Genomic DNA, 25,149 nt, shown 5'->3' with positions numbered 1-25,149 from the left:
AGGGTTTTTTAGCTATGCCATTCTCTCACCTTCTGGTCACTTGGCAATAGGAAGGCAAGGATGCCGAGAACAGGCAGAAAGGCAATGGCGATCATCGTCGGGGTCAGTCCCGCTGCATCAATCAGAGCGCCCAGTGCCACAGCGCCGATCGCGCCCATCCCGAAGGCAAGACCGACGGTTAACCCAGACATTGTGCCGATTTTTCCAGGAACTAGTTCCTGTGCATAGACAACCGTTACGGAGAAGCTCGACATCAGAACCACGCCAATCAATGCGAGCACGCCATAGGCGAGAACCGGGCCGGCAAATGGCAGCAAAATCGCCAGCGGCGCCGAGCATAACAGCGAACCGAGGATAACGAAGCGTTTTCCAAAACGGTCTGCAAGCGGGCCGCCGAGAAATGTGCCGATCGCGCCAAACAGCAAGAAGACAAAAATATAGCTTTGTGCCTGCTGAATGCTTACGTGATATGTATCCATCGCGTAAAACGTGTAAAAGTTGCCGATCGCACTCGTATACCAGGAACGCGCAAAAATGAGAAATATAATAATAATAAGAGCAGATACAACAGATTTGGTGATGGCTGTGTTTTCAGCCGTTTTCTTTTGCTTGCCTGATTTCTGGGCGAGACTGCCAAGACGTGAGGCGTACCATTTCGCAATATACATGAGAAACATAACAGCGAGCGCGGCGACAAGCGTGAACCAAACAGCGCCGAATTGCCCGAGCGGCACAAGGATCAGCGCGGTGATCAGCGGCGCCATCGCCTGGCCTGAGTTTCCGCCCACTTGATAAATCGACTGGGCGAGTCCGCGTTTTGTGCCGGCGGCCATATATGCCACACGAGAACCCTCCGGATGGAAAATGGCTGAGCCTAATCCAATGAAAAACACACAGCATAAGATCGTGATGAATGACGGGGCGAATGCAAGACCCAAAATGCCAAGCATGCTGGCGGTCAAACCGACTGGAAGCGCGTACGGCCGCGGCCGTTTATCAGTATACCAGCCGACGACAGGCTGCATCACGGATGACACCATGTTTAATGTGAAAGCGATGATGCCGAGCTGTGTAAACGTCAGGCTCATGGAGCGTTCCAAAATAGGAAACATGGCCGGAATCACGGCTTGCAGCGAATCGTTGAGCATATGGCAGATTCCGATAATAATCAAAATCGGATACACCGTGGTGCCGGGTTTTTGAACTGTTTTTTCTTTTAACGGGGCGGCGATAGCCAATTGAGTCTCCTCCTTACATATATAGCCAAAGCATACCATCATATTATTCATAAGGTGAAGAATTTATCAAGAGGAAAAAAGACTTTTATGAAAGAAACGCCGTCAGCCGATTAGCAGCTGACGGTATTTTCGATATTCAAAATGTGATATAGCTCTTCAAGCTTACGAATCTCATAGGTTGGGATGATCTCTGGAACATTCGGCTTCATCTCAGGGTTCATCCAGCAAGTATCAAGCCCGGCGAGCTGGCCGCCTTTGATGTCAGCAGTCAATGAATCCCCAATGATTAATGTGTGCCCTGCTGAAAATTGGGGAATCCGTTCAAACACGTAATCGAAATATTCTTTCATCGGCTTTTGGAAGCCTGTGTCTTCAGAAACGAAAATGTCCTTGAAGAACGGAAATAATCCTGAGTCACGGAGACGCTTGTATTGTGTGTTAGACACGCCGTTTGTCACGATGTACAAATCAAACTGATGCTGCAAATTTGAGATGAGAGCAAAAGCACCGTCTATCAGCTGATGTCCTTCTTCAAGAAAGCTGCGGTATTTTTGCTCAAGCAAAGCGCCGTCCGCCTCGTAACCGTACTCCTTGAGCAAAGCGGAAAAACGCGTATTCACGACTTCATCCCGTGTTATCTTTCCTTCTTCAAAGGCTCTCCAGAGACCTTGATTGATGGCTTTATATTGCGACTTCATGTCACTTGTTAAAGGAATGTTTTGATCTTCAAACAGCAAACGGAGGGCTAAAGCTTCTGCCGCTTTAAAATCAAGGATGGTATCATCTACATCAAATAATAAAGTGCGGTATTGTTTCATCTGTGTGTCTTCCCTTCTCATATGTACTCAAAGTATAGCACATAAAAAAAGGAAAAAGCCGGCGGATGAGTGAGGCAGCGCCGGCTGAAAAAGAGATTATTTGTTTAATAAACTGTGTTTTCTCGAATATAGGAAGTAAACCAGTGTTCCGACAGCGATCCAGATGACAAATGAAAGCCATGTGACGCCGGGAAGGCTGTACATGAACCAGAGGCAGATGCCTGCGCTGATAATCGGCACAACCGGAACGAATGGCACTCTGAAGGACGCTTTGATTTCAGGATGTTTCTTTCTTAACACAATGACAGCAATGGAAATGACCGTAAACGCGGCAAGTGTTCCCATGTTCACCAGATGAGCCAGCGTTCCGAGGTTAATAAACCCGGCGATTCCCGCTGCAACGATCCCTGTCAGCCATGTATTGCGAAACGGCGTTTTAAATGACGGATGCACCTTTGCGAACAAGCCAGGCAGAAGGCCGTCTCTGCTCATGGCAAATGTCAAGCGGACCTGAGCGTACAGCAAAGCGAGCATCACCGTCGTAATCCCGATAATCGCACCAACAGAAATAATTCCGGCGACAGCGTCCTGTCCGACGAATTTCAGCGCGAAGGACACCGGATCTCCGACATTCAATTTGGCATAAGGCATCATGCCTGTCAGCACAAGCGATACCGCGATGTACAGAACCGTACAGACGGCTAGAGCTGAAATAATGCCGACGGGCATGTTTTTTTGTGGATTTTTCACTTCCTCTGAAGCGTTAGAAACCGCGTCAAACCCAAGGTACGCGAAGAAAACAGTGGCAGCGCTCAGAATGACGCCTTTCATCCCAAATGGCATAAAAGGAGACCAGTTGTCCGGTTTCACATAGCCGATGCCGACAATAATGAACAATAAAATGATCGCGATTTTCATCAGTACAATGACGTTGTTAAAGCGTGTGCTTTCCTTGACGCCTCTGCTGACAATCGCAGTGATGAGGAGAATGATCACTGCAGCCGGAAGATTAAATACGGCATCCGGCGTGCTTCCCGGCGCTCCTGTCAGTGCAGCCGGAAGATGGAGATTAAAGCCGGCAAGCAGCGATTGAAAGTAGGAAGACCAGCCGGTGGCAACCGCCGACAGTGCAATGACATATTCAAGCATGAGATCCCATCCGATTAAAAAGGCGAGCAGCTCTCCAAGTGTCACGTATGAGTATGAGTACACGCTTCCCGAAATCGGAATGGAAGACGAAAACTCAGCATAACAGAATGCAGCCAGCGCACAGGCGAGCCCTGCTAAAATAAACGATATGATGAGGGCGGGACCTGCACCGGTTGCTGCCACTGTTCCTGTAATGACAAAAATCCCTGTACCGATGACACAACCTATACCGAGCAAGGTTAAATCAAATGCGCTTAACGTACGGGCAAGGCTTTTTGACTTGCTCTGCGCACTCAATGTTTCAAGCGGTTTTTTTCTAAATAATGAACTCATCAAAAGTTCCTCCTGAAAATATTCAAAATATTCTAATCATTATATACAGTTCTTGTTGTATTATATTGTCGAAATTTGACGCAGTCAATAAAATATTTTTCTGCTTTAAACGATAGAAGCGAAACAGCGTTGTCGTATCATAGGATAGCAATTTTTACTAATCTAATATTCAATTTTATGCAGGATGAACCGATAGAAAAAATAGATTCGCCCATATTTTGATTTGCGGTTATAAAGGAGATGCTGACCATGTTTCAATATGAAGAGTTGAATAAACAGTATATCGGCGGGAAATGGCAGGAGGGCAGCAGCCCAAATGTATTGGAAAACAAAAATCCTTATACTCAAAAAACATTCACAACATTCCGTAAAGCGACTGCTGACGATGTAGATGAAGCGTACCGGGCAGCGGCGCTGGCGAAGAAAAAATGGGATGCGGTCAATCCGTTCGAAAAAAGATCCATTTTAGAAAAAGCCGTCACGTATATCGAAGAAAACGAAGAAGCCATCATTTATTTGATTATGGAAGAGCTTGGCGGAACAAGGCTCAAAGCAGCCTTTGAAATCGGTCTTGTCAAAAACATCATAAAAGAAGCGGCAACGTTCCCTGTCCGCATGGAAGGTAAAATTCTTCCGTCCACAATAGACGGAAAGGAAAACAGATTATATCGCGTGCCGGCAGGTGTTGTCGGTGTTATCAGTCCATTTAACTTCCCATTCTTTTTATCTATGAAATCAGTGGCGCCTGCACTCGGAGCCGGCAATGGCGTTGTGTTAAAGCCGCATGAGGAAACACCAATATGCGGCGGAACGCTGATTGCGAAAATTTTTGAGAACGCGGGAATCCCAGAGGGTCTGCTGAATGTTGTTGTCACAGACATTGCTGAAATCGGAGACAGCTTCGTTGAGCATCCAGTGCCGCGGATTATCTCATTTACCGGTTCTACGAAAGTCGGCAGCTACATCGGGCAGCTTGCGATGAAGCATTTTAAAAAGCCGCTTCTTGAGCTTGGCGGGAATAGCGCCTTCATCGTGCTTGAGGATGCAGATATAGAATATGCGGTCAACGCGGCGGTGTTCAGCCGATTTACACATCAAGGACAAATTTGCATGTCAGCCAATCGCGTGCTTGTCCATTCATCTATTTATGATAAGTTCCTTGAGCTCTATCAGGCAAAAGTGGAATCGCTGAAAGTCGGCGACCCAATGGACCCTGATACGATTATCGGGCCATTAATCAACAGCAGACAGACGGACGGGCTGATGAAGTCTGTTGAGCAAGCAATTGAAGAAGGCGCTGTACCGGTGAAGCTTGGCGGATTTAACGGGACGATTGTGGAACCGACGATCTTAAAAGACGTCAAACCGTTCATGAGCATTGCCAAGGAAGAGCTGTTCGGGCCGGTCGTCTCCTTTATGAAGTTTGATTCAGAAGACGAAGCGGTGGATATCGCAAACGAAACGCCGTTTGGATTGAGCGGTGCCGTACATACGTCAAATCTTGAGCGCGGCGTAGCTTTTGCGAAACGCATTGAAACAGGCATGATTCACGTTAATGACACGACCATTAATGATGAACCGAATGTAGCCTTTGGCGGTGAAAAGCAATCAGGCCTCGGCCGTTTGAACGGTGAGTGGAGCCTTGAAGAATTTACAACGCTGAAATGGATCTCGGTTCAGCACGAAAAACGCAGCTTCCCTTATTAATGAATAGGAGTGAATGGAATTGAGCATAAAAACGGAAAAAGAAACGGCAGATATTCTGGACGCATTTATCAAAGTAGCCCCTTATTTAAACAGCCTGGTTCAGGATGATATTACAATCGGCATTTATGATACGGAAAAGCTGCTCGTGAACATACCGGCCAAAACCTTTTCGCTGAACGTAAAAGCCGGTGATCCACTGCAGGAAGGGGATATCATCACAGATGCCATCCGCAGCAATCAGAAGAAAACGAGCATGGTTCCGAAAGAATTGTTCGGCTTCCCGTTGATCGCCCGTGCCATCCCGCTCCACGACGAGAATGGAAGAGTCATTGGAGGCGTTGGCCTCGGTACGAGCCTTGAGGAGTCATCAAAGCTGCATGATGTGGCAGAAAGCTTATCGGCTGTTGTTGAACAAACGGCCGCGGCCATTTCCGACATTTCTGACTCAATTAACGGGTTTTCAACTCAAATGTCAGGCATTTCCTCTCAAGCGAAAAAAGTAAGCGAAAGCGCCGGTGAAATCGCCGATATTTCAGTCACTGTTAAAGGCATTTCTGACCAAAGCAATCTGCTTGGCTTGAACGCCGCGATCGAAGCGGCAAGAGCGGGGGAGTCCGGAAAAGGTTTCTCTGTCGTCGCAGATGAGATCAGAAAGCTAGCGACACATTCAAAAGAAAATGTCGGCCAAATTGACCAGATTACGAAAAAAATCCACAGCCTGCTAAAAGGGCTGGAGGAATCCATTGAGTCGATTAATCAGCATACAGACGGACAAGCCGCTGCCGTTGAACAAATTTCCGCCACGATGCAGGAGATTTCAGGAAGCGCGCAGCATCTTGCAAAAATGGCAGAAAAAGCGCTTGAGGAAGAGTAAGAGACCGGGGACAAACGTCCCCGGTCTTTTTCATATCCCGCATTTCCATGAAATTCGTCTGACGTTTTACTAGTTTTATTCCAGCGGCTGATTTAAAATGTACACATGAACTTACGTGAGGATTGATAGGAACCATGAGCATATTAAAAGCGGAAAATCTTTATAAAACATACGGAGATAAAACATTATTCGACCATATCTCCTTTCATATTGAAGAGAATGAGAGAATCGGATTAATCGGGCCGAATGGAACAGGGAAATCAACGCTGCTGAAAGTGATTGCCGGCTTGGAATCTATCGAAGAAGGGGAAATTACGAAATCCGGAAGCGTGCACGTGGAATTTCTTCATCAAGACCCTGAGCTGCCCGCGGGGCAAACAGTACTGGAGCATATCTATTCCGGTGAATCGGCTGTGATGAAAACCTTGCGTGAATATGAAAAAGCGGTGCATGAATTGGGGAAAGATCCCGAAAATGAACAGCGCCAGAAACACCTGCTGGCAGCGCAGGCGAAAATGGACGCGAACAACGCATGGGATGCAAACACCCTGGCAAAAACCGTACTGACTAAGCTGGGTGTCAACGATGTAACAAAGCCGGTCAACGAGCTCTCAGGAGGCCAGAAAAAACGGGTAGCCATTGCCAAAAACTTAATTCAGCCCGCTGATCTGCTCATTTTGGACGAGCCGACAAACCATTTGGATAATGAAACGATTGAGTGGCTTGAAGGATATTTAAGCCAATATCCCGGCTCTGTTATGCTGGTCACGCACGATAGATATTTCTTAAACCGTGTCACGAACCGCATTTATGAGCTAGAACGAGGCAGCCTCTACACGTATAAAGGCAACTATGAAGTGTTTTTAGAAAAACGAGCGGAACGGGAAGCGCAGGCTGAGCAAAAGGAAACGAAGCGGCAAAACCTGCTGCGCCGTGAACTGGCTTGGCTCAGACGAGGAGCGAAAGCCCGATCCACAAAACAAAAGGCGAGAATTGACCGGGTAGAAGCGCTTAAAGAGCAGAAAGGCCCTCAGTCATCGGGTTCACTCGATTTTGCGATTGGCTCGCACCGTCTCGGCAAACAGGTCATTGAAGCGGAGAACGTCATGATCGCTTATGACGGCCGCATGCTCGTCGACCGTTTTAATGAACTTGTCATACCGGGTGAACGGATCGGAATCATCGGGCCAAACGGCATCGGGAAAACAACGCTGTTAAACACCCTTGCCGGCCGTCACACGCCGGACGGAGGCGATATTACGATCGGACAGACGGTCAGAATCGGCTACTATACCCAGGATCATAGTGAAATGAATGGTGAGTTAAAGGTCATTGACTATATAAAAGAAACGGCGGAGGTCGTAAAAACAGTAGATGGCGATATCATTACAGCTGAACAAATGCTGGAGCGTTTCCTCTTCCCGCGTTCCATGCAGCAGACGTATATCCGCAAGTTGTCCGGCGGGGAAAAACGCCGTTTATACTTGCTACAGGTTCTCATGCAGGAGCCGAATGTCCTGTTTCTCGATGAGCCGACGAACGATTTGGATACTGAAACATTAAGCGTTCTTGAGGATTACATCGACCAATTCCCTGGCGTCGTCATTACCGTATCCCATGACCGCTATTTCCTTGACCGCGTCGTCGACCGTTTGATTGTGTTTGAAGGAAATGGTGTCATTACCCGCTTCCAAGGCTCCTACAGCGATTATATGGAAGAGTCAAAAGCGAAAAAAACAACTGAAAAATCGGCTGCTGAAGCAAAACCGGCTGAAGCCGAGCCAAAGAAAAAACGGAAAAAGCTTTCTTACAAAGACCAGCTGGAATGGGACGGCATCGAAGATAAAATTGCTCAGCTGGAAGAAAAACATGAACAGCTCGAAGCTGACATCGCCGCAGCAGGCAGTGATTTTGGCAAAATCCAAGAGCTGATGGCCGAGCAGGCGAAAACGGCGGAAGAGCTTGAGGCTGCGATGGACCGCTGGACAGAATTGTCCCTCATGATCGAAGAACTGGAAAGCTAAAAAGCGTGGCCGCAGCAGGCCGCGCTTTTTTTCACATAATGTACAAAAACGAATCGGCCTGCTTATGATAGGATGGAATTGTGTGTCAGCGGCACATGGAAAACTAACGGAGATGATGAAGTATGACATGGGCGATCGTGATGTTAATTCTCATGAGTCTGGTGAAAATCGTATTAACCTGTCTTCCTACAGGCGTCATAGAATGGCTGCTCAGCAAATTTGAAGTGCACGCCAAGCTTAGTGATGAAAATGCGAGCCTCTCTCTAGACGGAAAACGTCTCGAGGGTACAGAGAAGCAGAAAGTGATTGATCAATTTAACGAAGCTGTCTTCCTGGAGAAATATTATATTTACCCAGGTGACGAAGAGCGTTATTTATATCCGGAAAACGGCGGCACGCCGCTTGTGATAGATACGAAAAAAGGCAAACATGATGTGAGGCTGTTTGTATACCGCTACGATGACCATATCGACGTCGTAAAACAGTACAAGAAGAAAGTGATCGCGTATCGAGTGCTTTCAGAAAGCCTTCAAAAAGAGTCTCTGTCACTGGCGGGAAGTTTAGCTTAAACAGGAAAGTGAAAGACGGGTGCTTTATGCTGCTCGTCTTTTTTATTGCTTTTTAAAAGTTAACGTTTACGTTAAGGTTCAAAAGGTGTATAATGGTAACAGAAACGGCGAAGGGGGATTTACCTTGGAATGGATGAAGATTGATCAAGTGGCCAAAAGAAGCGGGCTGACAAAGCGGACCATCCGGTTTTATGAAGAAATCGGTTTGATTCCGGCGCCGAAACGGACAGACGGCGGTGTAAGGCTTTATTCAGAGGATGATATGGAGGAGCTTGAGAAAGTCATCAGCACAAAAGAGGTGCTCGGTTTTTCCCTTCAGGAGCTTCAGCATTTCATGGAAACCAGCCGTCAGCTAGAGTTAAACAAAGAGGGGTATTTGTTGTCACTGGATCCTAAGGAACGGAAAGAAAAACTGGAGGAAATTCAGGAAACCCTGAATCACCAGCTGGGTTTGATTGATGAGAAAATCCGCACATTCCAAAGCTTTAAAGAACATCTGCAGGGCATGAAAGAAAAAGCGGAACGTGGCATTCAATCAATCGAATGAAAAGTTTGTTAAACGCTATTTTTGTAGCGTTTCTTTTAATGGAATAAAGATGGAGGTCAGGTCAAATGGATAAGACAAAACAAGTGAATCAGAAAACGGGCTTGCTCAGCCAGCCGAAAGCGGTATGGGCTGTCGCGTTTGCCTGTGTGATTTCTTTTATGGGAATCGGGCTGGTCGATCCAATTCTTCCGGCCATTGCCGCACAATTACATGCTTCACCTAGTGAAGTATCACTCTTGTTTACAAGTTATTTGCTTGTTACCGGATTTATGATGTTTTTCTCAGGAGCCATTTCCAGCCGCATCGGCGCGAAATGGACATTAATTCTCGGACTTATTTTTATTATTGTGTTTGCGGGGCTTGGCGGCAGCTCAAGTTCAATTGCTCAGTTAGTCGGCTATCGCGGCGGCTGGGGATTAGGTAATGCTTTATTTATCTCCACAGCGCTTGCGGTTATCGTCGGCGTGTCAGTCGGCGGAAGCGCCCAAGCGATTATTTTGTATGAGGCTGCGCTCGGTCTTGGGATTTCTGTCGGGCCGCTTGCAGGCGGAGAGCTTGGAAGCATTTCATGGCGCGCACCGTTTTTCGGAGTATCTGTTCTGATGTTTATTGCGTTAATCGCAATTTCTTTCATGCTGCCAAAATTACCGAAACCAGTGAAACGCGTCGGTGTGTTTGATGCGATGAAGGCGCTCAAATATAAAGGCCTTTTAACGATGGCCGTATCGGCATTCTTATACAACTTTGGATTTTTTATTTTGCTTGCTTATTCTCCATTCGTTCTGGATTTGGATGAACATGGTCTTGGATATGTCTTCTTCGGCTGGGGCCTTCTGCTGGCGATTACGTCAGTCTTTACGGCGCCGCTTGTGCACAAAGTGATGGGCACAGTGCGTTCGCTCGTCGTTCTCTTTATCGCCTTTGCGGTCATTCTCATCATTATGGGGATCTGGACAGACCATCAGACTTTGATTATTACATGTATCGTTGTCGCTGGTGCTGTCCTCGGTATGGTGAATACGATCATGACAACCGCTGTGATGGGTTCTGCGCCGGTTGAACGCTCAATCGCGTCTTCAGCCTATAGCTCAGTCCGCTTCATCGGCGGCGCACTCGCTCCGTGGATTGCGGGAATGCTGTCAGAACATTTCACCGCAAGCACACCATATACAGTAGGCGGAATCGTCGTTTTTGTCGGCATGCTTGTCCTTCTCATGGGACGTAAACATCTTGCCGGGATTAAGGCGGGGCATTAATAACGAAAGACACTGCGCATATGCAGTGTCTTTTTATTCGTTATAATGCATCATAATCGAATTGGTGCAGGAAAGGATAGTCTTTATGACACAATTTTACTACTTAACAGCTAAAACCCCTTTAGAAACCGGTTTTTTCGGTCAGCAAGAACGGCGTTCGCGGAAAGGGCATCCGCTACGGTCAGGCATTGATGCGGCTGGGATTTATCTTGTAGAAGCTGAGAATGTGTCCGTTCATTTACGATTGCCATTTCAAGTGATGGTTCATGCTGTAGAGGGGACGTTTGCCATGAAGGCAAAGCCTGACGAATATGATCAGAAATGTTTAGAAACGCTCTATCAATACATACACAGCGTCATGAAAAACAGCTTTTCGGTTGAATGGTTTACCGCTTGGGCTGATAAGGAAGACTTTGAGCTGTCTGCCAAAAGAGAGCTGACACTTGATGAATTCACATCGCCATTGCAGCTCATTTTAAAAGACAGAGAGCTTTTGAGAATCGTTCAGAAAAAATGGCAGTAAAAAACCCGCCCTTCAGCAGGCGGGTTTTTTTATAAATTAAAGCACTTTCGTCGTCCAAGACTCGCAGTTCCATGTTTCTGTCGCGATATCCATATAAAACTCTGGCTCGTGGGAAATAAGCAGAATCGAGCCTTTGTATTCTTTGAGGGCGCGCTTGAGCTCTTCCTTGGCATCGACATCCAAGTGATTTGTCGGCTCATCGAGCACTAACAGGTTTGTTTCCGAATTGATCAGCTTGCACAATCTGACTTTGGCTTTTTCGCCTCCGCTTAATACGGAGACGCGGCTTTCGATATGCTTTGTCGTCAGTCCGCATTTTGCCAGTGCGGCACGGATTTCATACTGGGTATATGAAGGGAATTCGCTCCATACCTCTTCGATGCACGTATTGTTGTTTGTTTCCTTGACCTCTTGCTCGAAATAGCCGGTATAGATGTGCTCGCCGCGTTCAACCGAACCTTCGAGCGGCTGGATCTCGCCAAGCAAACTTTTCAGCAATGTCGTTTTTCCGATTCCGTTTGCGCCGTATAGGGCGATTTTTTGGCCGCGCTCCATGCGGAGGTTGAGCGGACGGGACAGCGGGGAATCGTAACCTATCACGAGATCCTTTGTTTCGAAAATCAGCTTGCCTGACGTTCTCGCCGGCTTGAAATGGAATTCCGGCTTTGGCTTTTCTGCCGCAAGCTCGATCATATCCATCTTATCGAGTTTCTTTTGGCGGGACATCGCCATGTTTCTCGTGCTGACACGCGCTTTGTTGCGGGCAACGAAATCCTTCAGCTCTGCGACTTCCTGCTGCTGCTTTTTGTAGGCCGCTTCAAGCTGCTGTTTCTTCACCTCGTAGACTTCCATAAACTGATGGTAGTCGCCGACATAGCGTGTCAGCTCTTGATTTTCAACGTGATAAATCAGGTTGATGACGCTATTTAAGAACGGAATATCGTGGGAAATCAGGATGAACGCGTTCTCGTATTCCTGCAGGTAGCGTTTCAGCCATTCAATATGCTGTTCATCAAGATAGTTGGTCGGCTCATCGAGAAGCAGAATTTCCGGCTTTTCAAGAAGCAGCTTGGCGAGAAGAACCTTTGTGCGCTGTCCGCCGCTTAGATCAGTGACATCGCGCTCTAAACCGATATCACTCAAGCCGAGGCCGCGAGCGATTTCTTCCACTTTGGAATCAATAACATAAAAATCATTGTTTGTCAGCGCGTCTTGAATGACGCCGACTTCTTCAAGTAGCTTCTCGAGCTCGTCGGGATCAGCCTCGCCCATTTTGTTGTAAATCTCGTTCATTTCCTCTTCCATCGCAAATAAATAATGGAACGCGTCTTTCAGGACGTCACGAATGGATTTTCCTTTTTCAAGCACGGTATGCTGGTCAAGATAGCCGACACGGACATTTTTTGACCACTCGACTTTTCCCTCATCAGGTTCAAGCTTTCCGGTAATAATATTCATGAAGGTTGATTTTCCTTCACCGTTTGCGCCGATCAGCCCGACGTGCTCGCCTTTTAACAGGCGGAAGGAAACGTTATTAAAAATGGCCCGGTCACCAAAGCCGTGGCTTAAATCTTTTACAGATAAAATACTCATGTTTACACCTCTATCGTTTATCAAACACGCTCAATCGGCGTGTAATATTCACCCTTTTGATTATAAAGGAGGATTCGGAATGTTGAAAGGTATAGGAAAGAAAAAGAAAAATTGCGTTCCGGGCGAGGTTTTGAGATACTATGGAGTAGATTTCAGGAATTGAGGAGAACAAAAATGACGCAAACTTGGCCATTTTTACATAATGCACAATCATTTATACAAGAGAATTGGCAGGCTTCCGGCTTTCAAAAGCCAACTCCTGTACAGGAGCAGGCTGCCCAGCTGATCATGGACGGAAAGGATGTCATCGCGGAATCGCCGACAGGCACAGGAAAGACGCTGGCGTATGCGTTGCCGGTCTTGGAGCGGATCAAGCCGGACCAGAAGCATCCGCAGGCAGTCATTTTAGCGCCTTCGCGTGAGCTGGTCATGCAGATTTTTCAAGTGATTCAGGATTGGAAAGCGGGCTCAGAGCTGCGCGCCGCTTCCTTAATCGGCGGGGCGAATGTGAAGAAGCAGGTTGAAAAGCTGAAAAAACACCCGCATATCATCGTCGGCACGCCGGGCAGGGTATTTGAACTGATTAAAGCAAAAAAACTCAAAATGCATGAAGTGAAAACGATCGTGCTTGATGAAACGGATCAGCTCGTCCTGCCGGAGCATCGCGAAACGATTAAGCAAATCATTAAGACAACATTGAGAGACCGCCAGCTTCTATGTTTCTCTGCCACGCTCAAAAAGGAAACAGAGGACGTGCTCCGCGAATTGGCTCAAGAGCCTGAGGTGTTGAAGGTGCAGCGAAGCAAGACGGAAGCTGGGAAAGTAAAGCATCAATATCTCATTTGCGACCAGCGTGACAAAGTAAAGCTGCTGCAAAAGCTGTCAAGGCTTGAAGGCATGCAGGCGCTCGTATTTGTGAGAGATATCGGCAACCTGAGTGTATATGCCGAAAAGCTGGCATATCACCACGTTGAACTCGGCGTTTTGCACAGCGAAGCGAAAAAAATGGAGCGGGCTAAAATCATTGCCGCATTCGAAGACGGAGAGTTCCCGCTTTTATTGGCGACTGACATTGCCGCACGCGGCTTAGACATAGAAAACCTGCCATACGTGATTCATGCTGATATTCCTGATGAAGATGGCTATGTCCACAGATCAGGACGAACAGGCCGGGCCGGAAAAGAAGGCAACGTGCTGAGCCTTGTGACAAAATTGGAGGAATCAAAGCTGAAAAAAATGGCGAAGAAGCTTGGTGTTGAGCTGAGTGAAGCTGTGTATGCAGGCGGAAAACTGAAAACAAAATAAAAAGAAGGGCGAAAAGCCCTTCTTTTTTGTTGTAAAATAATAGAAAAGATTTCACGTGGAGGTGGGAAGATGGTTTCAATAGACAGGTTTCAAGCAGTGAAGGAGCCAGAGCTGAAAATCCTTGAACACTGGTTCGAGAATGAGGATACCAGACGGAGAATGGATGGGATGCTGCCATTAGATGAGTGGTATGCACGAGTAAATAAAGATGAACACGACACCATCATCATGGCGTATGATGGACAGCTGCCGGCAGGAATGGCCGTTATTGAGTTCGGGGAGGAGCGGACGTATATTGGGTTGATCGTCAATCCTTTGTGCCGGCTTCAAGGGTACGGAAAACGGATATTACAAAAGCTGCTGACCGAACCTGATTTTACTAAAGTGCGGGAATGGGTGGCATGCATCGAAGAAGACAATCGAATCAGTTTAGCCTGCTTTCAGGCAGCAGGGTTCATTTTGGAGGATACGAAACCAGATGAAGATGGTTTTCTTACGCTGATTTTTCGCAGCTGACCTCAATAAACACAAAAGGAGGGCAAAAAGCCCTCCCGATTTCATCTTCAGCTCGGATCGCTGACCTTGATCAGCTGTTTTCCTTTATTTTCTCCCTTAAATAAGCCGAGAAACGCGTCAGGAATATTTTCGAAGCCTTCTATGATGGTTTCCTCGTAATGGAGTTTACCAGCCTTCAGCCATTCGGCCAGCTGTTTTGCTCCCTCAGGAAAACGATCGGAGTAGTCGCTGACGATAAAGCCTTGCATCAGCGACTTCGTTTTAATCAGCTTTGATTGGACACGAGGGCCCATATCATCTGCTTCGCTTTCTGCGTTATAGGAAGAAATGGCGCCGCACACCGGAATGCGGGCAAATTCATTGAGCAGATTCATGACCGCGTCTGAAATCGGTCCGCCGACATTGTCAAAATACACATCGACACCGTCAGGACAAGCGCCTTGAAGCGCTTTTTGGATATCATCCGCTGTTTTGTAATTGATGGCTTCGTCAAACTGAAGCTTCTGTTTTAAATAGTCGATTTTTTCATCAGAGCCCGCGATACCGACAACTCGCGCGCCTTTGATTTTGGCAATTTGCCCGACTGTTGAACCGACGGCTCCCGCAGCTCCGGAGACAACCACAGTTTCGCCTTCCTTCGGGCGCCCAATGTCCAGCAATCCGAAGTATGCCGTTAAGCCGGTCATCCCCAAAATGCCGAGATAGGCAGAAGCGGGAGCAAGGCTTGTATCAATTTTTCGCAAGGCAGACTCGCTTACCGCGGAATATTCCTGCCAGCTGAGGTTTCCGATGACGATATTGCCTTTTTTCAGATGATTCCCGTCTGACACAACTTCAGCGATAACCCCGCCAGAGAGCGCTTCATTTAAAGCGAACGGCTCAACATATGATTTCGTATCCTGCATACGGCCGCGCATATAGGGGTCAACCGATATATATAGCGTTTTGACAAGCACTTCCCCTTGCTTCGGTTCAGGAACCGGAACGGTTTCAAAGCGAAAGTCTTCATGAACAGGAACACCTTGCGGACGTCTTGCTAATTGAATTTGCTGCTGAGATGCTGTCATTTTCATCCTCCTATCACTTGGTTGACACCACTGTAACATGGACAGGAGAGGAAATACAAAAGGTAAGCTGGCAAAATAAAAAGGAGAGGATCTACCTCTCCATTTCATTTCGCCCGTAATTTCGGGCACAGTCCCGTCGGCAAGCACATTGGCTTCTGGTCGATCGGGCTTCTCATGATGCAGCATTCCAAGCCGAAGACTTCACGGAAAAATGGCTGGGTAAATACATCTTCCGGCGTTCCGGCATTATATATTTTACCGTCCAGCACACTGATCAGATAGTCAGCATATTGAGCGGCTTGGTTTAAATCATGAAGCACCATGACAATGGTGCGGCCATGATCGCGGTTCAGCTTTTTCAGCAGCTCAAGCACTTCAATCTGATGTGAGATGTCTAAATACGTGGTCGGTTCATCAAGCAAAAGCAAATCGGTTCCTTGCGCAAGTGCCATGGAAATCCAAGCTCTTTGTCTTTGGCCGCCTGAGAGGGCGTCCAGCGTCCGCTCCTTCAGCTCGATCATTCCCGTTGCGTTCAGCGCCCACTCTACCATGTCGTGATCCTCTTGGGTATGCTTGGATAACAGCTTTTTGTGAGGATGTCTGCCGAAATAGCATAATTCCTCTACCGTTAATCCTTCAGGAGCCTGAGGAGATTGTGGAAGAATGGCCAGTTTTTTTGCGACTTCTTTTGACGGCTGGCGGTGGATGTCTTTTCCTTCTAATAGCACTGTACCGCTTTTCGGGGCCATTAGCCTGGCGAGCGATTTGAGGATTGTTGATTTACCGCAGCCATTGGCGCCGATGAGCGCAGTGATTTTTCCTTCTTCTATCTTTAAGTCGACTCCGTCAATAATCACTGTGCTGTCATATGAAAGAGTGAGCTGGTCTGCAGCCAGTTTTCCCATGGTATCCTCTCCCTACTGTTTCCTCGCTTCGAATTTCAATAAATATAAGAAATAAGGCGCGCCAATCACGGCTGTCAGTATTCCGGCAGGTATTTCAACCGGAGGCATGAGGCCGCGCCCTAGAGTATCTGCAATTAATAATATAATAGCACCAATCAATGCCGATGCAGGCAGTAAATATTTAGCTTTTTCTCCGGCAAGCCGTCTGGCAATATGCGGAGCAAGCAAGCCGATAAAACCGATTGAGCCGACGACGGCTACACAGCTTCCCGCCAGCGCAACCGCGGTGAAAATCAGGATGAATCTCAGCCGGTTTGCGTTTTCTCCGAGACCCTGCGCAAGCTCATCACCGAGTGACATAAGATCCAGCTTCGGTATGAGAATGCAGACGATCGGAAAAAGAATCAAAAGCCATGGCGCAAGCAGCTTGACTTCTTCCCAGTTTCTTCCCCAGAGGCTGCCTGTCAGCCAAATGAGTGCAGCATTCACGTCGCCCGGAAACTTGACCATCATATATTGCATTCCGGCGTGGCAGACCGCGCCTAAGGCAATGCCTGATAAAGCCAGTGAAGAGGGCTGAATGCTCTTTTTTCGGGCTATCATTAACAATAGTACAGCAATAATGGCTGCTCCGGCAAATGCGGAGAACGGAAGCACGTATACCGGCGACTCAGGAAAGATGAGAATCACAGCCATCGCCGCAAGTCCTGACCCTTTTGAAATGCCGACAACGTCCGGGGAAGCAAGCGGATTTCGGATCACGCCCTGTAAAATTGCTCCGGCAGCGGCAAGACCTGCACCGGCCAAAATCGCTAAGATAATGCGGGGAAGCCGATATTGCTGGATGATAAATTCAAAGGAATGATCCAGACCCAGCAAATTCGTCACCACCGCCTCAGGTGAAATGTATAATGCACCGATTCCGATGCTGATGACGGACAGAACGATCAAAATCACGGCCAATATGAGTATCGCCAGCAAGGGGCGTTTTTGTTTTCTGGTTGTTTTCTTCATTTCAAGTGTCGCCCTTTCCTTGCCAAATATAAGAAAAACGGCGTTCCGATAATCGCGGTGACAATGCCGACCGGTGATTCATAAGGAAATGCAATCCATCTGGCCAGAACATCTGCGTACACCAGCAAAATGGCACCGAACAGTGCAGAAAACGGAAGCACGTATTGATAATGTTCTCCGATCAGCTTGCGGACAATATGCGGGACGAGCAGCCCGACAAAGCCAATCGGCCCGGCGACGGCTACGGAAGCGCCGGAAAGGATTAAAATAATCAAACTGATCAGAATCCGGATGCCGTTCATATTTTGTCCAAGCCCTTTTGCTGTTTCGTCTCCGAGACCGAGAACAGAAATAGAACCGGAAAATACGAGAGCAAGCCCGATGCCAATGACAGAAAACGGAGCGATGGTCAAGACGTCCTGCCAGTTGCTGCCGTCGATTGCGCCTGTCATCCAGTACAGAACATCCTCACCTGACTCATTTAAAATAATGATGGCCTGTGTCATGGAGGAGAGGAATAAGTGCACGGCCATTCCTGACAGCGCCAGTTTGACAGGTGTCATGCCGCCGGATGAGGCAATCATATACACAATCGCGCCGCCTGCCGCCGCACCCGCAAAAGCGAAAAGAACAGAAGAATAGGGCGATGCCGGCAGAATGACGAGAGAAGCAACGACAAAAAGCGATGCACCCGCATTCACACCGAAAATTTGGGGTGAAGCCAGAGGGTTTCTCGTCATAGCCTGCATTAGCGCCCCTGCTACAGCTAGGCTGGCGCCGACAAAAACGCCGATTAATGTGCGGGGAAGGCGAAGAGTAGAGATGATGAGCTGTTCCTTTGAACCGTCCCATACAAAAAGATATTTCAATGAATCTATGATGCCGATGTCTGAGGCTCCTACTGAAAGATTCAGCCCAAGCCCAAATATAAAAATGATCAGTGCAATGATGAACATCATCAGTCTTGATGATGAGCGCCGTTTGGCTGAATGATACAACAGTCTCACTTCCTTACTGCGTCTGGTTGCAAAAACGAAGAAGCAAGGATTTCCCCTCGCTTCTCATTTGTCTTATTTATTATACACTTTTTTTAGCACATCTTTGGCGCTTGTTTCACTAGACTTGATGCCTCTGAATCTTGTCCAAGTGTCACGGTCCGCATCATAGACTTGTCCATTTTTCACTGCTTTGAGATTTTTCCAGAGCGGGTTCGTTTTCCATTCGTCTACAATGGTCTTGCCTTCGTTGGCTGAGATGAACAAAATATCTGGATCGATTTTGCTCAATTGCTCGAGGCTGACCTCTTGATAGGCGTTATCTGACTTCACAGCGTGTGTAAAGCCGAGCATTTTAAAGATTTCTCCGTCATAGGATGATGATGTATGAAGCTGGAAGGAATCCGCTCTTGCAACCCCGAGAACGATGTTGCGGTTTTCATCTTTTGGAAGTTCCGCTTTCAGGCCGTTGATGACTTTTTTGTGCTCGGCAAGCTTTTCTTTTCCTTCATCTTCTTTATTTAATGCTTTTGCAATGGTTGTAAAGCTGTCGATTGTTTCGTCATATGTCGCTTCACGGCTTTTTAATTCAATCGTCGGGGCGATTTGTTTCAGCTGTTTATAAATGTTTTTATGGCGCTCAGCGTCAGCGATGATTAAATCAGGCTTCAAGGAACTGATGACCTCAAGATTCGGTTCGCTGCGTGTGCCTACAGATGTGTAATCAATGGAGCTGCCGACAAGCTTTTTAATCATATCTTTTTTGTTGTCATCGGCGATGCCCACCGGCGTCATGCCGAGATTGTGAACGGCATCCAAGAATGAAAGCTCAAGCACAACCACCCGCTTAGGTGTGCCGCTTATTGTCGTTTTTCCTTCTTCGTCATGGATCACTCTGGAATCCTTAGACTTGCTTTCGCTGCTTCCGTTGTTATTCTGGCTTGATGAACAGCCGGATACAATGAGGCAGGCGAGCAATAAAACACTCATGATGGCAATCAGCTTGTTAGAATAGGTGCGCATGTCATTCTTCCTTTTATTAGATTTAGTAATGAGAATCATTATCACATGTAACACTATAATAGCATGGCTTACCATGTCAATATTTTTTTAGTAAAGAAATCCGTTTTTTCACTGCTTTCTCATGAAAGCATCATCAGACACAAATAAGTGGTATGCAGCGTTACCGTGTCTTCGAGACAAAAACGCATGGGCGTTGGCTTTAGAGGTTTCGAACATATCAGCAGTGACGTATGGGAGGAGAGTGTTGAGATAACCGGACAATTTCTTTTCGATTTCGTCTGCAAGCGCAAACTCAATATCGCCGATATTCATAATAATCGAGAAAACAAAATCGATATCGATATCAAAATGTTCCTCGGCAAAAACTGCAAGCTCGTGAATTCCTGGTGAACATCCGGCACGCTTATGGAAAATCTGTTTGACTAAATCACTTACAATCCAAGCATTGTATTGCTGTTCTGGTGAAAAGTATTGCATTAGACATACCTCCTGCTCGTACGGATATAGGCAGCAATTCATGGTCGTGTGCTCCGTGCAGCGGCTTCTCTTTGATTTTGACTTTTCTGAAAATAGTCTCCGTTCCTATCACTTTACCATGGACGGAAAATAAATAGCTACTACCATTCTTCCTGTTTTTCTCTTCAATGTTCTGGAATCTGTTTCAGGTACAGACGAACGGGTATGAAAGAAATATAGAAAACAAGAAGGAGGAATATCGAAATGAAACCAGTTGTAAAAGAGTATACAAATGACGAACAGCTCATGAAGGATGTAGAGGAATTACAGCAAATGGGTGTGGCGAAAGAGGATGTATACGTCTTAGCTCACGACGATGACAGAACGGAACGCCTGGCAGACAACACGAATGCCAACACGATCGGAGCCAAAGAAACAGGTTTGAAGCACGCAGTAGGAAATATCTTCAATAAAAAAGGAGACGAGCTCCGCAATAAAATTCACGAAATCGGTTTTTCTGAAGATGAAGCCGCTCAATTTGAAAAACGCTTAGATGAAGGAAAAGTGCTTCTCTTTGTGACAGATAACGAAAAAGTGAAAGCTTGGGCATAAAGCAGGGGAAAAAACCAAAGGGCCAATTGACGGCCTTTTGGTTTTTTTTTGCGGTCTTTGCGGCGGATCTTCTGCAGAATGCCGCAATAAGATAGCGGAACATTTTCGGTTCTGGATGTCCCTCCATTTGCTATTATATTTTTGTGAGAAATTGGAATGAAATCTCACAAAACAGAAAATGGGGGTACATAGTGAATGAAAAAAGTGATGTTAGCTACGGCTCTGTTTTTAGGGTTGACTCCAGCTGGCGCGAACGCAGCTGATTTAGGCCACCAGACGTTAGGATCAAATGATGGCTGGGGCGCCTACTCAACCGGTACGACAGGCGGATCTAAAGCATCGTCCTCAAATGTGTATACCGTCAGCAACAGAAACCAGCTTGTCTCGGCATTAGGGAAGGATACCAACACAACACCAAAAATCATTTATATCAAGGGAACGATTGATATGAACGTGGATGACAATCTGAAGCCGCTTGGCCTAAATGACTATAAAGATCCGGAGTACGATTTGGACAAATATTTGAAAGCCTATGATCCTAGCACGTGGGGCAAAAAAGAGCCGTCGGGCACACAAGAAGAAGCGAGAGCACGCTCTCAGAAAAACCAAAAAGCACGGGTCATGGTGGATATTCCTGCAAACACGACGATCGTCGGTTCAGGGACTAACGCCAAAGTCGTGGGGGGAAATTTTCAAATCAAGAGTGATAACGTCATTATCCGCAACATTGAATTCCAGGATGCCTATGACTATTTTCCGCAATGGGATCCGACTGACGGAAGCTCAGGGAACTGGAACTCACAATACGACAACATCACGATAAACGGCGGCACGCACATTTGGATCGATCACTGTACGTTTAACGACGGCTCGCGTCCGGACAGCACATCACCGAAGTATTATGGAAGAAAATATCAGCACCATGACGGCCAAACGGATGCTTCCAACGGTGCTAACTATATCACGATGTCTTACAACTATTATCACGATCATGATAAAAGCTCCATTTTCGGATCGAGTGACAGCAAAACCTCTGATGACGGCAAATTAAAAATTACGCTGCATCATAACCGCTATAAAAATATTGTCCAGCGCGCGCCGAGAGTCCGCTTCGGGCAAGTGCACGTATACAACAATTATTATGAAGGAAGCACAAGCTCTTCAAGTTATCCTTTCAGTTACGCGTGGGGAATCGGAAAGTCTTCTAAAATCTATGCCCAAAACAATGCCATTGACGTACCGGGACTGTCAGCTGCTAAAACGATCAGCGTGTTCAGCGGGGGAACGGCTTTATATGACTCAGGCACATTGCTGAACGGCGCACAAATCAACGCATCGGCTGCAAACGGGCTGAGCTCTTCTGTCGGCTGGACGCCGTCTCTGCATGGATCGATTGATGCTTCTGCTAATGTGAAATCGAATGTTATAAATCAAGCGGGAGCGGGTAAATTAAATTAAGAAAGTGAAAAACACAAAGGATGCTAACCTTTGTGTTTTTTAATTAATTAAAATGTTTATTAACTTAGTTAAGGAGTAGAATGGAAAAGGGGATCGGAAAACAAGTATATAGGAGGAGACCTATTTATGGCTTCAGAAAAAGACGCAGGAAAACAGTCAGCAGTAAAGCTTGTTCCATTGCTTATTACTGTCGCTGTGGGACTAATCATCTGGTTTATTCCCGCTCCGTCCGGACTTGAACCTAAAGCTTGGCATTTGTTTGCGATTTTTGTCGCGACAATTATCGGCTTTATCTCCAAGCCCTTGCCAATGGGTGCAATTGCAATTTTTGCATTGGCGGTTACTGCACTAACTGGAACACTATCCATTGAGGATACATTAAGCGGATTCGGGAATAAGACCATTTGGCTTATCGTGATCGCATTCTTTATTTCCCGGGGATTTATCAAAACCGGGCTCGGTGCGAGAATTTCGTATGTATTCGTTCAGAAATTCGGGAAAAAAACCCTTGGACTTTCTTATTCACTGCTGTTCAGTGATTTAATACTTTCACCTGCCATTCCAAGTAATACGGCGCGTGCAGGAGGCATTATATTTCCTATTATCAGATCATTATCCGAAACATTCGGATCAAGCCCGGCAAATGGAACAGAGAGAAAAATCGGTGCATTCTTATTAAAAACCGGCTTTCAGGGGAACCTGATCACATCTGCTATGTTCCTGACAGCGATGGCGGCGAACCCGCTGATTGCCAAGCTGGCCCATGATGTCGCGGGGGTGGACTTAACATGGACAAGCTGGGCAATTGCCGCGATTGTACCGGGACTTGTAAGCTTAATCATCACGCCGCTTGTGATTTACAAACTGTATCCGCCGGAAATCAAAGAAACACCGGATGCAGCGAAAATCGCAACAGAGAAACTGAAAGAAATGGGACCGTTCAAAAAATCAGAACTTTCCATGGTTATCGTGTTTCTTTTAGTGCTTGTGCTATGGATTTTTGGCGGCAGCTTCAACATCGACGCAACCACAACCGCATTGATCGGTTTGGCCGTTCTCTTATTATCACAGGTTCTGACTTGGGATGATATCAAAAAGGAACAGGGCGCTTGGGATACGCTCACTTGGTTTGCGGCGCTTGTCATGCTGGCCAACTTCCTGAATGAATTAGGCATGGTGTCTTGGTTCAGTAACGCCATGAAATCCTCAGTATCAGGATTCTCTTGGATTGTAGCATTCTTAATCCTAATTGTTGTGTATTTCTATTCACACTATTTCTTTGCGAGTGCGACAGCACACATTAGTGCGATGTATTCTGCATTTTTGGCTGTCGTCGTGGCAGCGGGCGCACCGCCGCTTTTAGCAGCGTTGAGTCTCGCGTTCTTCAGCAACCTGTTTGGATCAACGACCCACTACGGTTCTGGAGCGGCCCCGGTCTTCTTCGGAGCAGGCTACATCCCGCAAGGCAAATGGTGGTCCATCGGATTTATCCTGTCGATTGTTCATATCATCGTATGGCTTGTGATCGGCGGATTATGGTGGAAAGTACTAGGAATATGGTAGAAAGAAAAAGGCAGACGCGGTCTGCCTTTTTTGTGTTGCCCCACATTACATCATAGTGGGAGGAATCTTCTATAGCAATCGGCATATGAAAAGCCGATAGAAGGAAAAGCAACGAACTGAGAAAATAGATTGAAAAATATGATAAACCAGGGCAATCCATAATCCAGTGAGAAATATCTGGCGTTTTGCAGACTTTCTTTTGGGGGCTAGCGGCATGTGGAGCTCACTGGGTTTTTAGACACAACAGAATATATATAATATAAGCAAAAAAGGTGATGTAAGGACAATCACCTTTTTTTATTTTGCTTAGCGAAGTGAAAGACGAATGGCGTATTTCCTGCATATACTACCTGGAACTATTTAAAGATAGCGGGGAATGAAGTTGAGTGAATGATGTGATTGTAAATGGAGGATTTGAAACGGGCAATTTGACGGGATGGGCCTCTGCAAATGTGTCTGTAATCAATACTTTTGCCCACTCTGGAAGATATTCAGCGCAGTTTATCAGCAGCCAGCCGTATGCTTTTTTAGGCCAAATTATCCCTGTTATTTCTGGACAATCTCTTACATTCATCGTTTCACTTGGAAGAATGGGGAATAACCCAAGTCCCCAAGTAACGATACAAATTTTATTTGTTAACAGAGAAGGAGAAGAGATTGAAGGCGGACAGGAGATTATTATTACAGCCGGGAATTTGCCAAATCTCACTTTAAATACATGGAATGAAATCTATAGAACAATACAAACACCTGTAGAGGCAGTAAGTGCTGTAGTTGTTATTAGTAAGGCTTCGTTTGGATCTGTATTGATTGATGATATTTCTTTAATAGATTCTGTTGGTGGGATTGGACCAACAGGCCCGATGGGTCCAACTGGAGAAACGGGAGTAACAGGAGCGACAGGATCAACGGGGGCCACCGGAACGACTGGAGCGACGGGATCAACAGGAGCAACGGGTCCAACAGGAGCGACGGGACCAACCGGAACGACGGGATCAACCGGACCAACAGGAGAAACCGGAGTGACGGGAGCAACTGGAGTGACGGGAGCAACAGGACCAACAGGATCAACCGGAGAAACCGGACCAACAGGTCCAACCGGAGCGACCGGAGCAACGGGATTAACAGGATCAACAGGATCAACGGGAGCAACAGGATCAACGGGAGCAACAGGAGCAACAGGAGCAACAGGATCAACCGGAACAACCGGAGCGACAGGATCAACGGGACCAACCGGAACGACTGGAGAAACGGGACCAACCGGAACGACTGGGGCAACAGGTCCAACCGGAGCAACAGGACCAACAGGAGCAACGGGAGAGACAGGTCCAACAGGAGAAACAGGAGCGACAGGATCAGCTGGAGTCACTGGAGTGACAGGTCCAACTGGAGAAACCGGATCAACAGGAGCCACTGGAGCGACGGGACCAACCGGATCAACCGGAGCAACAGGAGCGACAGGAGCGACAGGAGCGACAGGATCAACGGGAGCGACGGGACCAACAGGTCCAACCGGAGCGACCGGATCAACGGGTTCTACAGGTGCGACGGGATCAACCGGAGCCACCGGACCAACCGGAGCAACGGGATCAACAGGAGCAACG

At 46.9% G+C, this 25,149-nt stretch carries 21 protein-coding genes and 2 pseudogenes; 13 read left to right on the top strand and 10 right to left on the bottom strand.

Annotated elements, in window-relative coordinates; all coding sequences use genetic code 11:
• Nucleotides 1–8: 8 nt before the first annotated feature.
• The 3 genes from ACQXR1_RS15695 to ACQXR1_RS15685 all read right to left on the bottom strand — a co-directional run bounded on the left by ACQXR1_RS15695 (nucleotide 9) and on the right by ACQXR1_RS15685 (nucleotide 3,538).
• A complete protein-coding gene (locus ACQXR1_RS15695) occupies nucleotides 9–1,238 on the bottom strand; it encodes an MFS transporter (RefSeq protein WP_069149148.1) in 1,230 nt (409 codons plus the stop codon).
• Between the two features lie 110 nt (nucleotides 1,239–1,348).
• Entirely contained in the window at nucleotides 1,349–2,056 is a 708-nt protein-coding gene (locus ACQXR1_RS15690) for a YjjG family noncanonical pyrimidine nucleotidase (RefSeq protein ID WP_430772455.1), read from the bottom strand.
• A 96-nt stretch (nucleotides 2,057–2,152) separates the two neighbouring features.
• On the bottom strand, nucleotides 2,153–3,538 hold the full coding sequence (locus ACQXR1_RS15685) for an amino acid permease (RefSeq protein WP_014663160.1): 1,386 nt from the start codon (nucleotides 3,536–3,538) through the stop codon (nucleotides 2,153–2,155).
• Nucleotides 3,539–3,787: 249 nt separating this feature from the next.
• Between ACQXR1_RS15685 and yfmT the strand changes: the two genes are divergently transcribed.
• The 7 genes and pseudogenes from yfmT (at nucleotide 3,788) to ACQXR1_RS15650 (ending at nucleotide 10,955) form a co-directional block, all read left to right on the top strand.
• Nucleotides 3,788–5,245 (top strand): benzaldehyde dehydrogenase, encoded by a 1,458-nt coding sequence (yfmT, locus tag ACQXR1_RS15680; protein WP_014663161.1) that lies wholly within the window; start codon nucleotides 3,788–3,790, stop codon nucleotides 5,243–5,245.
• Nucleotides 5,246–5,753: 508 nt separating this feature from the next.
• Nucleotides 5,754–6,119: pseudogene (locus ACQXR1_RS15675) on the top strand (methyl-accepting chemotaxis protein); the annotation flags it as partial.
• Between the two features lie 134 nt (nucleotides 6,120–6,253).
• The gene (locus ACQXR1_RS15670) at nucleotides 6,254–8,143 is read left to right on the top strand and encodes an ABC-F family ATP-binding cassette domain-containing protein (RefSeq protein ID WP_430772454.1); all 1,890 of its coding nucleotides are present in this window, start codon (nucleotides 6,254–6,256) and stop codon (nucleotides 8,141–8,143) included.
• A 122-nt stretch (nucleotides 8,144–8,265) separates the two neighbouring features.
• Complete coding sequence (locus tag ACQXR1_RS15665; protein WP_040083867.1) at nucleotides 8,266–8,712, top strand: YfmQ family protein; 447 nt, start codon at nucleotides 8,266–8,268, stop codon at nucleotides 8,710–8,712.
• A 124-nt stretch (nucleotides 8,713–8,836) separates the two neighbouring features.
• Entirely contained in the window at nucleotides 8,837–9,259 is a 423-nt protein-coding gene (locus ACQXR1_RS15660) for a MerR family transcriptional regulator (protein WP_040083865.1), read from the top strand.
• 65 nt (nucleotides 9,260–9,324) lie between these two features.
• Nucleotides 9,325–10,515 carry an MFS transporter gene (locus ACQXR1_RS15655; RefSeq protein WP_430772453.1) on the top strand — a complete coding sequence of 397 codons (1,191 nt, stop codon included), beginning with the start codon at nucleotides 9,325–9,327 and terminating at the stop codon, nucleotides 10,513–10,515.
• 289 nt (nucleotides 10,516–10,804) lie between these two features.
• Nucleotides 10,805–10,955: pseudogene (locus ACQXR1_RS15650) on the top strand (hypothetical protein).
• A 119-nt stretch (nucleotides 10,956–11,074) separates the two neighbouring features.
• Here the strand turns inward: ACQXR1_RS15650 and ACQXR1_RS15645 are convergent.
• Nucleotides 11,075–12,631: an ABC-F family ATP-binding cassette domain-containing protein gene (locus ACQXR1_RS15645; RefSeq protein ID WP_014663168.1), complete on the bottom strand. Its 1,557-nt coding sequence runs from the start codon at nucleotides 12,629–12,631 to the stop codon at nucleotides 11,075–11,077.
• A 174-nt stretch (nucleotides 12,632–12,805) separates the two neighbouring features.
• Here ACQXR1_RS15645 and ACQXR1_RS15640 point away from each other — a divergent pair, with 174 nt between their 5' ends.
• Nucleotides 12,806–13,936, top strand: coding sequence for a DEAD/DEAH box helicase (locus tag ACQXR1_RS15640; protein ID WP_430772452.1), 1,131 nt, complete (start codon nucleotides 12,806–12,808; stop codon nucleotides 13,934–13,936).
• A 69-nt stretch (nucleotides 13,937–14,005) separates the two neighbouring features.
• A complete protein-coding gene (locus ACQXR1_RS15635) occupies nucleotides 14,006–14,452 on the top strand; it encodes a GNAT family N-acetyltransferase (RefSeq protein WP_430772451.1) in 447 nt (148 codons plus the stop codon).
• 47 nt (nucleotides 14,453–14,499) lie between these two features.
• Here ACQXR1_RS15635 and ACQXR1_RS15630 read toward each other — a convergent pair whose 3' ends face one another.
• From ACQXR1_RS15630 to ACQXR1_RS15605, 6 genes are all read right to left on the bottom strand, one after another.
• Nucleotides 14,500–15,519 carry an NADP-dependent oxidoreductase gene (locus ACQXR1_RS15630; RefSeq protein ID WP_430772450.1) on the bottom strand — a complete coding sequence of 340 codons (1,020 nt, stop codon included), beginning with the start codon at nucleotides 15,517–15,519 and terminating at the stop codon, nucleotides 14,500–14,502.
• A 104-nt stretch (nucleotides 15,520–15,623) separates the two neighbouring features.
• Nucleotides 15,624–16,424, bottom strand: a complete 801-nt coding sequence (gene yfmF / locus ACQXR1_RS15625) for a Fe(3+)-citrate ABC transporter ATP-binding protein YfmF (protein ID WP_069839993.1) — start codon at nucleotides 16,422–16,424, stop codon at nucleotides 15,624–15,626.
• Nucleotides 16,425–16,436: 12 nt separating this feature from the next.
• On the bottom strand, nucleotides 16,437–17,438 hold the full coding sequence (yfmE, locus tag ACQXR1_RS15620) for a Fe(3+)-citrate ABC transporter permease YfmE (RefSeq protein ID WP_040083856.1): 1,002 nt from the start codon (nucleotides 17,436–17,438) through the stop codon (nucleotides 16,437–16,439).
• On the bottom strand, nucleotides 17,435–18,436 hold the full coding sequence (gene fecD, locus ACQXR1_RS15615; RefSeq protein ID WP_040083854.1) for a Fe(3+) dicitrate ABC transporter permease FecD: 1,002 nt from the start codon (nucleotides 18,434–18,436) through the stop codon (nucleotides 17,435–17,437). Before fecD ends, yfmE begins: the two co-directional genes overlap by 4 nt.
• 72 nt (nucleotides 18,437–18,508) lie before the next feature.
• Entirely contained in the window at nucleotides 18,509–19,456 is a 948-nt protein-coding gene (gene yfmC / locus ACQXR1_RS15610) for a Fe(3+)-citrate ABC transporter substrate-binding protein YfmC (RefSeq protein ID WP_430772449.1), read from the bottom strand.
• A 108-nt stretch (nucleotides 19,457–19,564) separates the two neighbouring features.
• Entirely contained in the window at nucleotides 19,565–19,933 is a 369-nt protein-coding gene (locus ACQXR1_RS15605) for a DUF3212 family protein (RefSeq protein ID WP_071578267.1), read from the bottom strand.
• A 243-nt stretch (nucleotides 19,934–20,176) separates the two neighbouring features.
• Between ACQXR1_RS15605 and ACQXR1_RS15600 the strand changes: the two genes are divergently transcribed.
• The 4 genes from ACQXR1_RS15600 to ACQXR1_RS15585 all read left to right on the top strand — a co-directional run.
• A complete protein-coding gene (locus tag ACQXR1_RS15600; RefSeq protein WP_014663177.1) occupies nucleotides 20,177–20,524 on the top strand; it encodes a general stress protein in 348 nt (115 codons plus the stop codon).
• A gap of 195 nt (nucleotides 20,525–20,719) precedes the next feature.
• A complete protein-coding gene (locus tag ACQXR1_RS15595; protein ID WP_095432195.1) occupies nucleotides 20,720–21,982 on the top strand; it encodes a pectate lyase in 1,263 nt (420 codons plus the stop codon).
• Nucleotides 21,983–22,108: 126 nt separating this feature from the next.
• Complete coding sequence (locus tag ACQXR1_RS15590; protein WP_040083848.1) at nucleotides 22,109–23,545, top strand: anion permease; 1,437 nt, start codon at nucleotides 22,109–22,111, stop codon at nucleotides 23,543–23,545.
• Between the two features lie 386 nt (nucleotides 23,546–23,931).
• Nucleotides 23,932–25,149 (top strand): NTTRR-F1 domain (locus ACQXR1_RS15585; protein WP_430772448.1); only part of this gene is annotated, 1,218 nt, incomplete at its 3' end.

The organism is Bacillus sp. ATD, assembly GCF_050585765.1.
In the GTDB taxonomy this organism is placed as follows: domain Bacteria; phylum Bacillota; class Bacilli; order Bacillales; family Bacillaceae; genus Bacillus; species Bacillus stercoris.
This window is presented reverse-complemented; position numbering and strand designations above follow the sequence as displayed.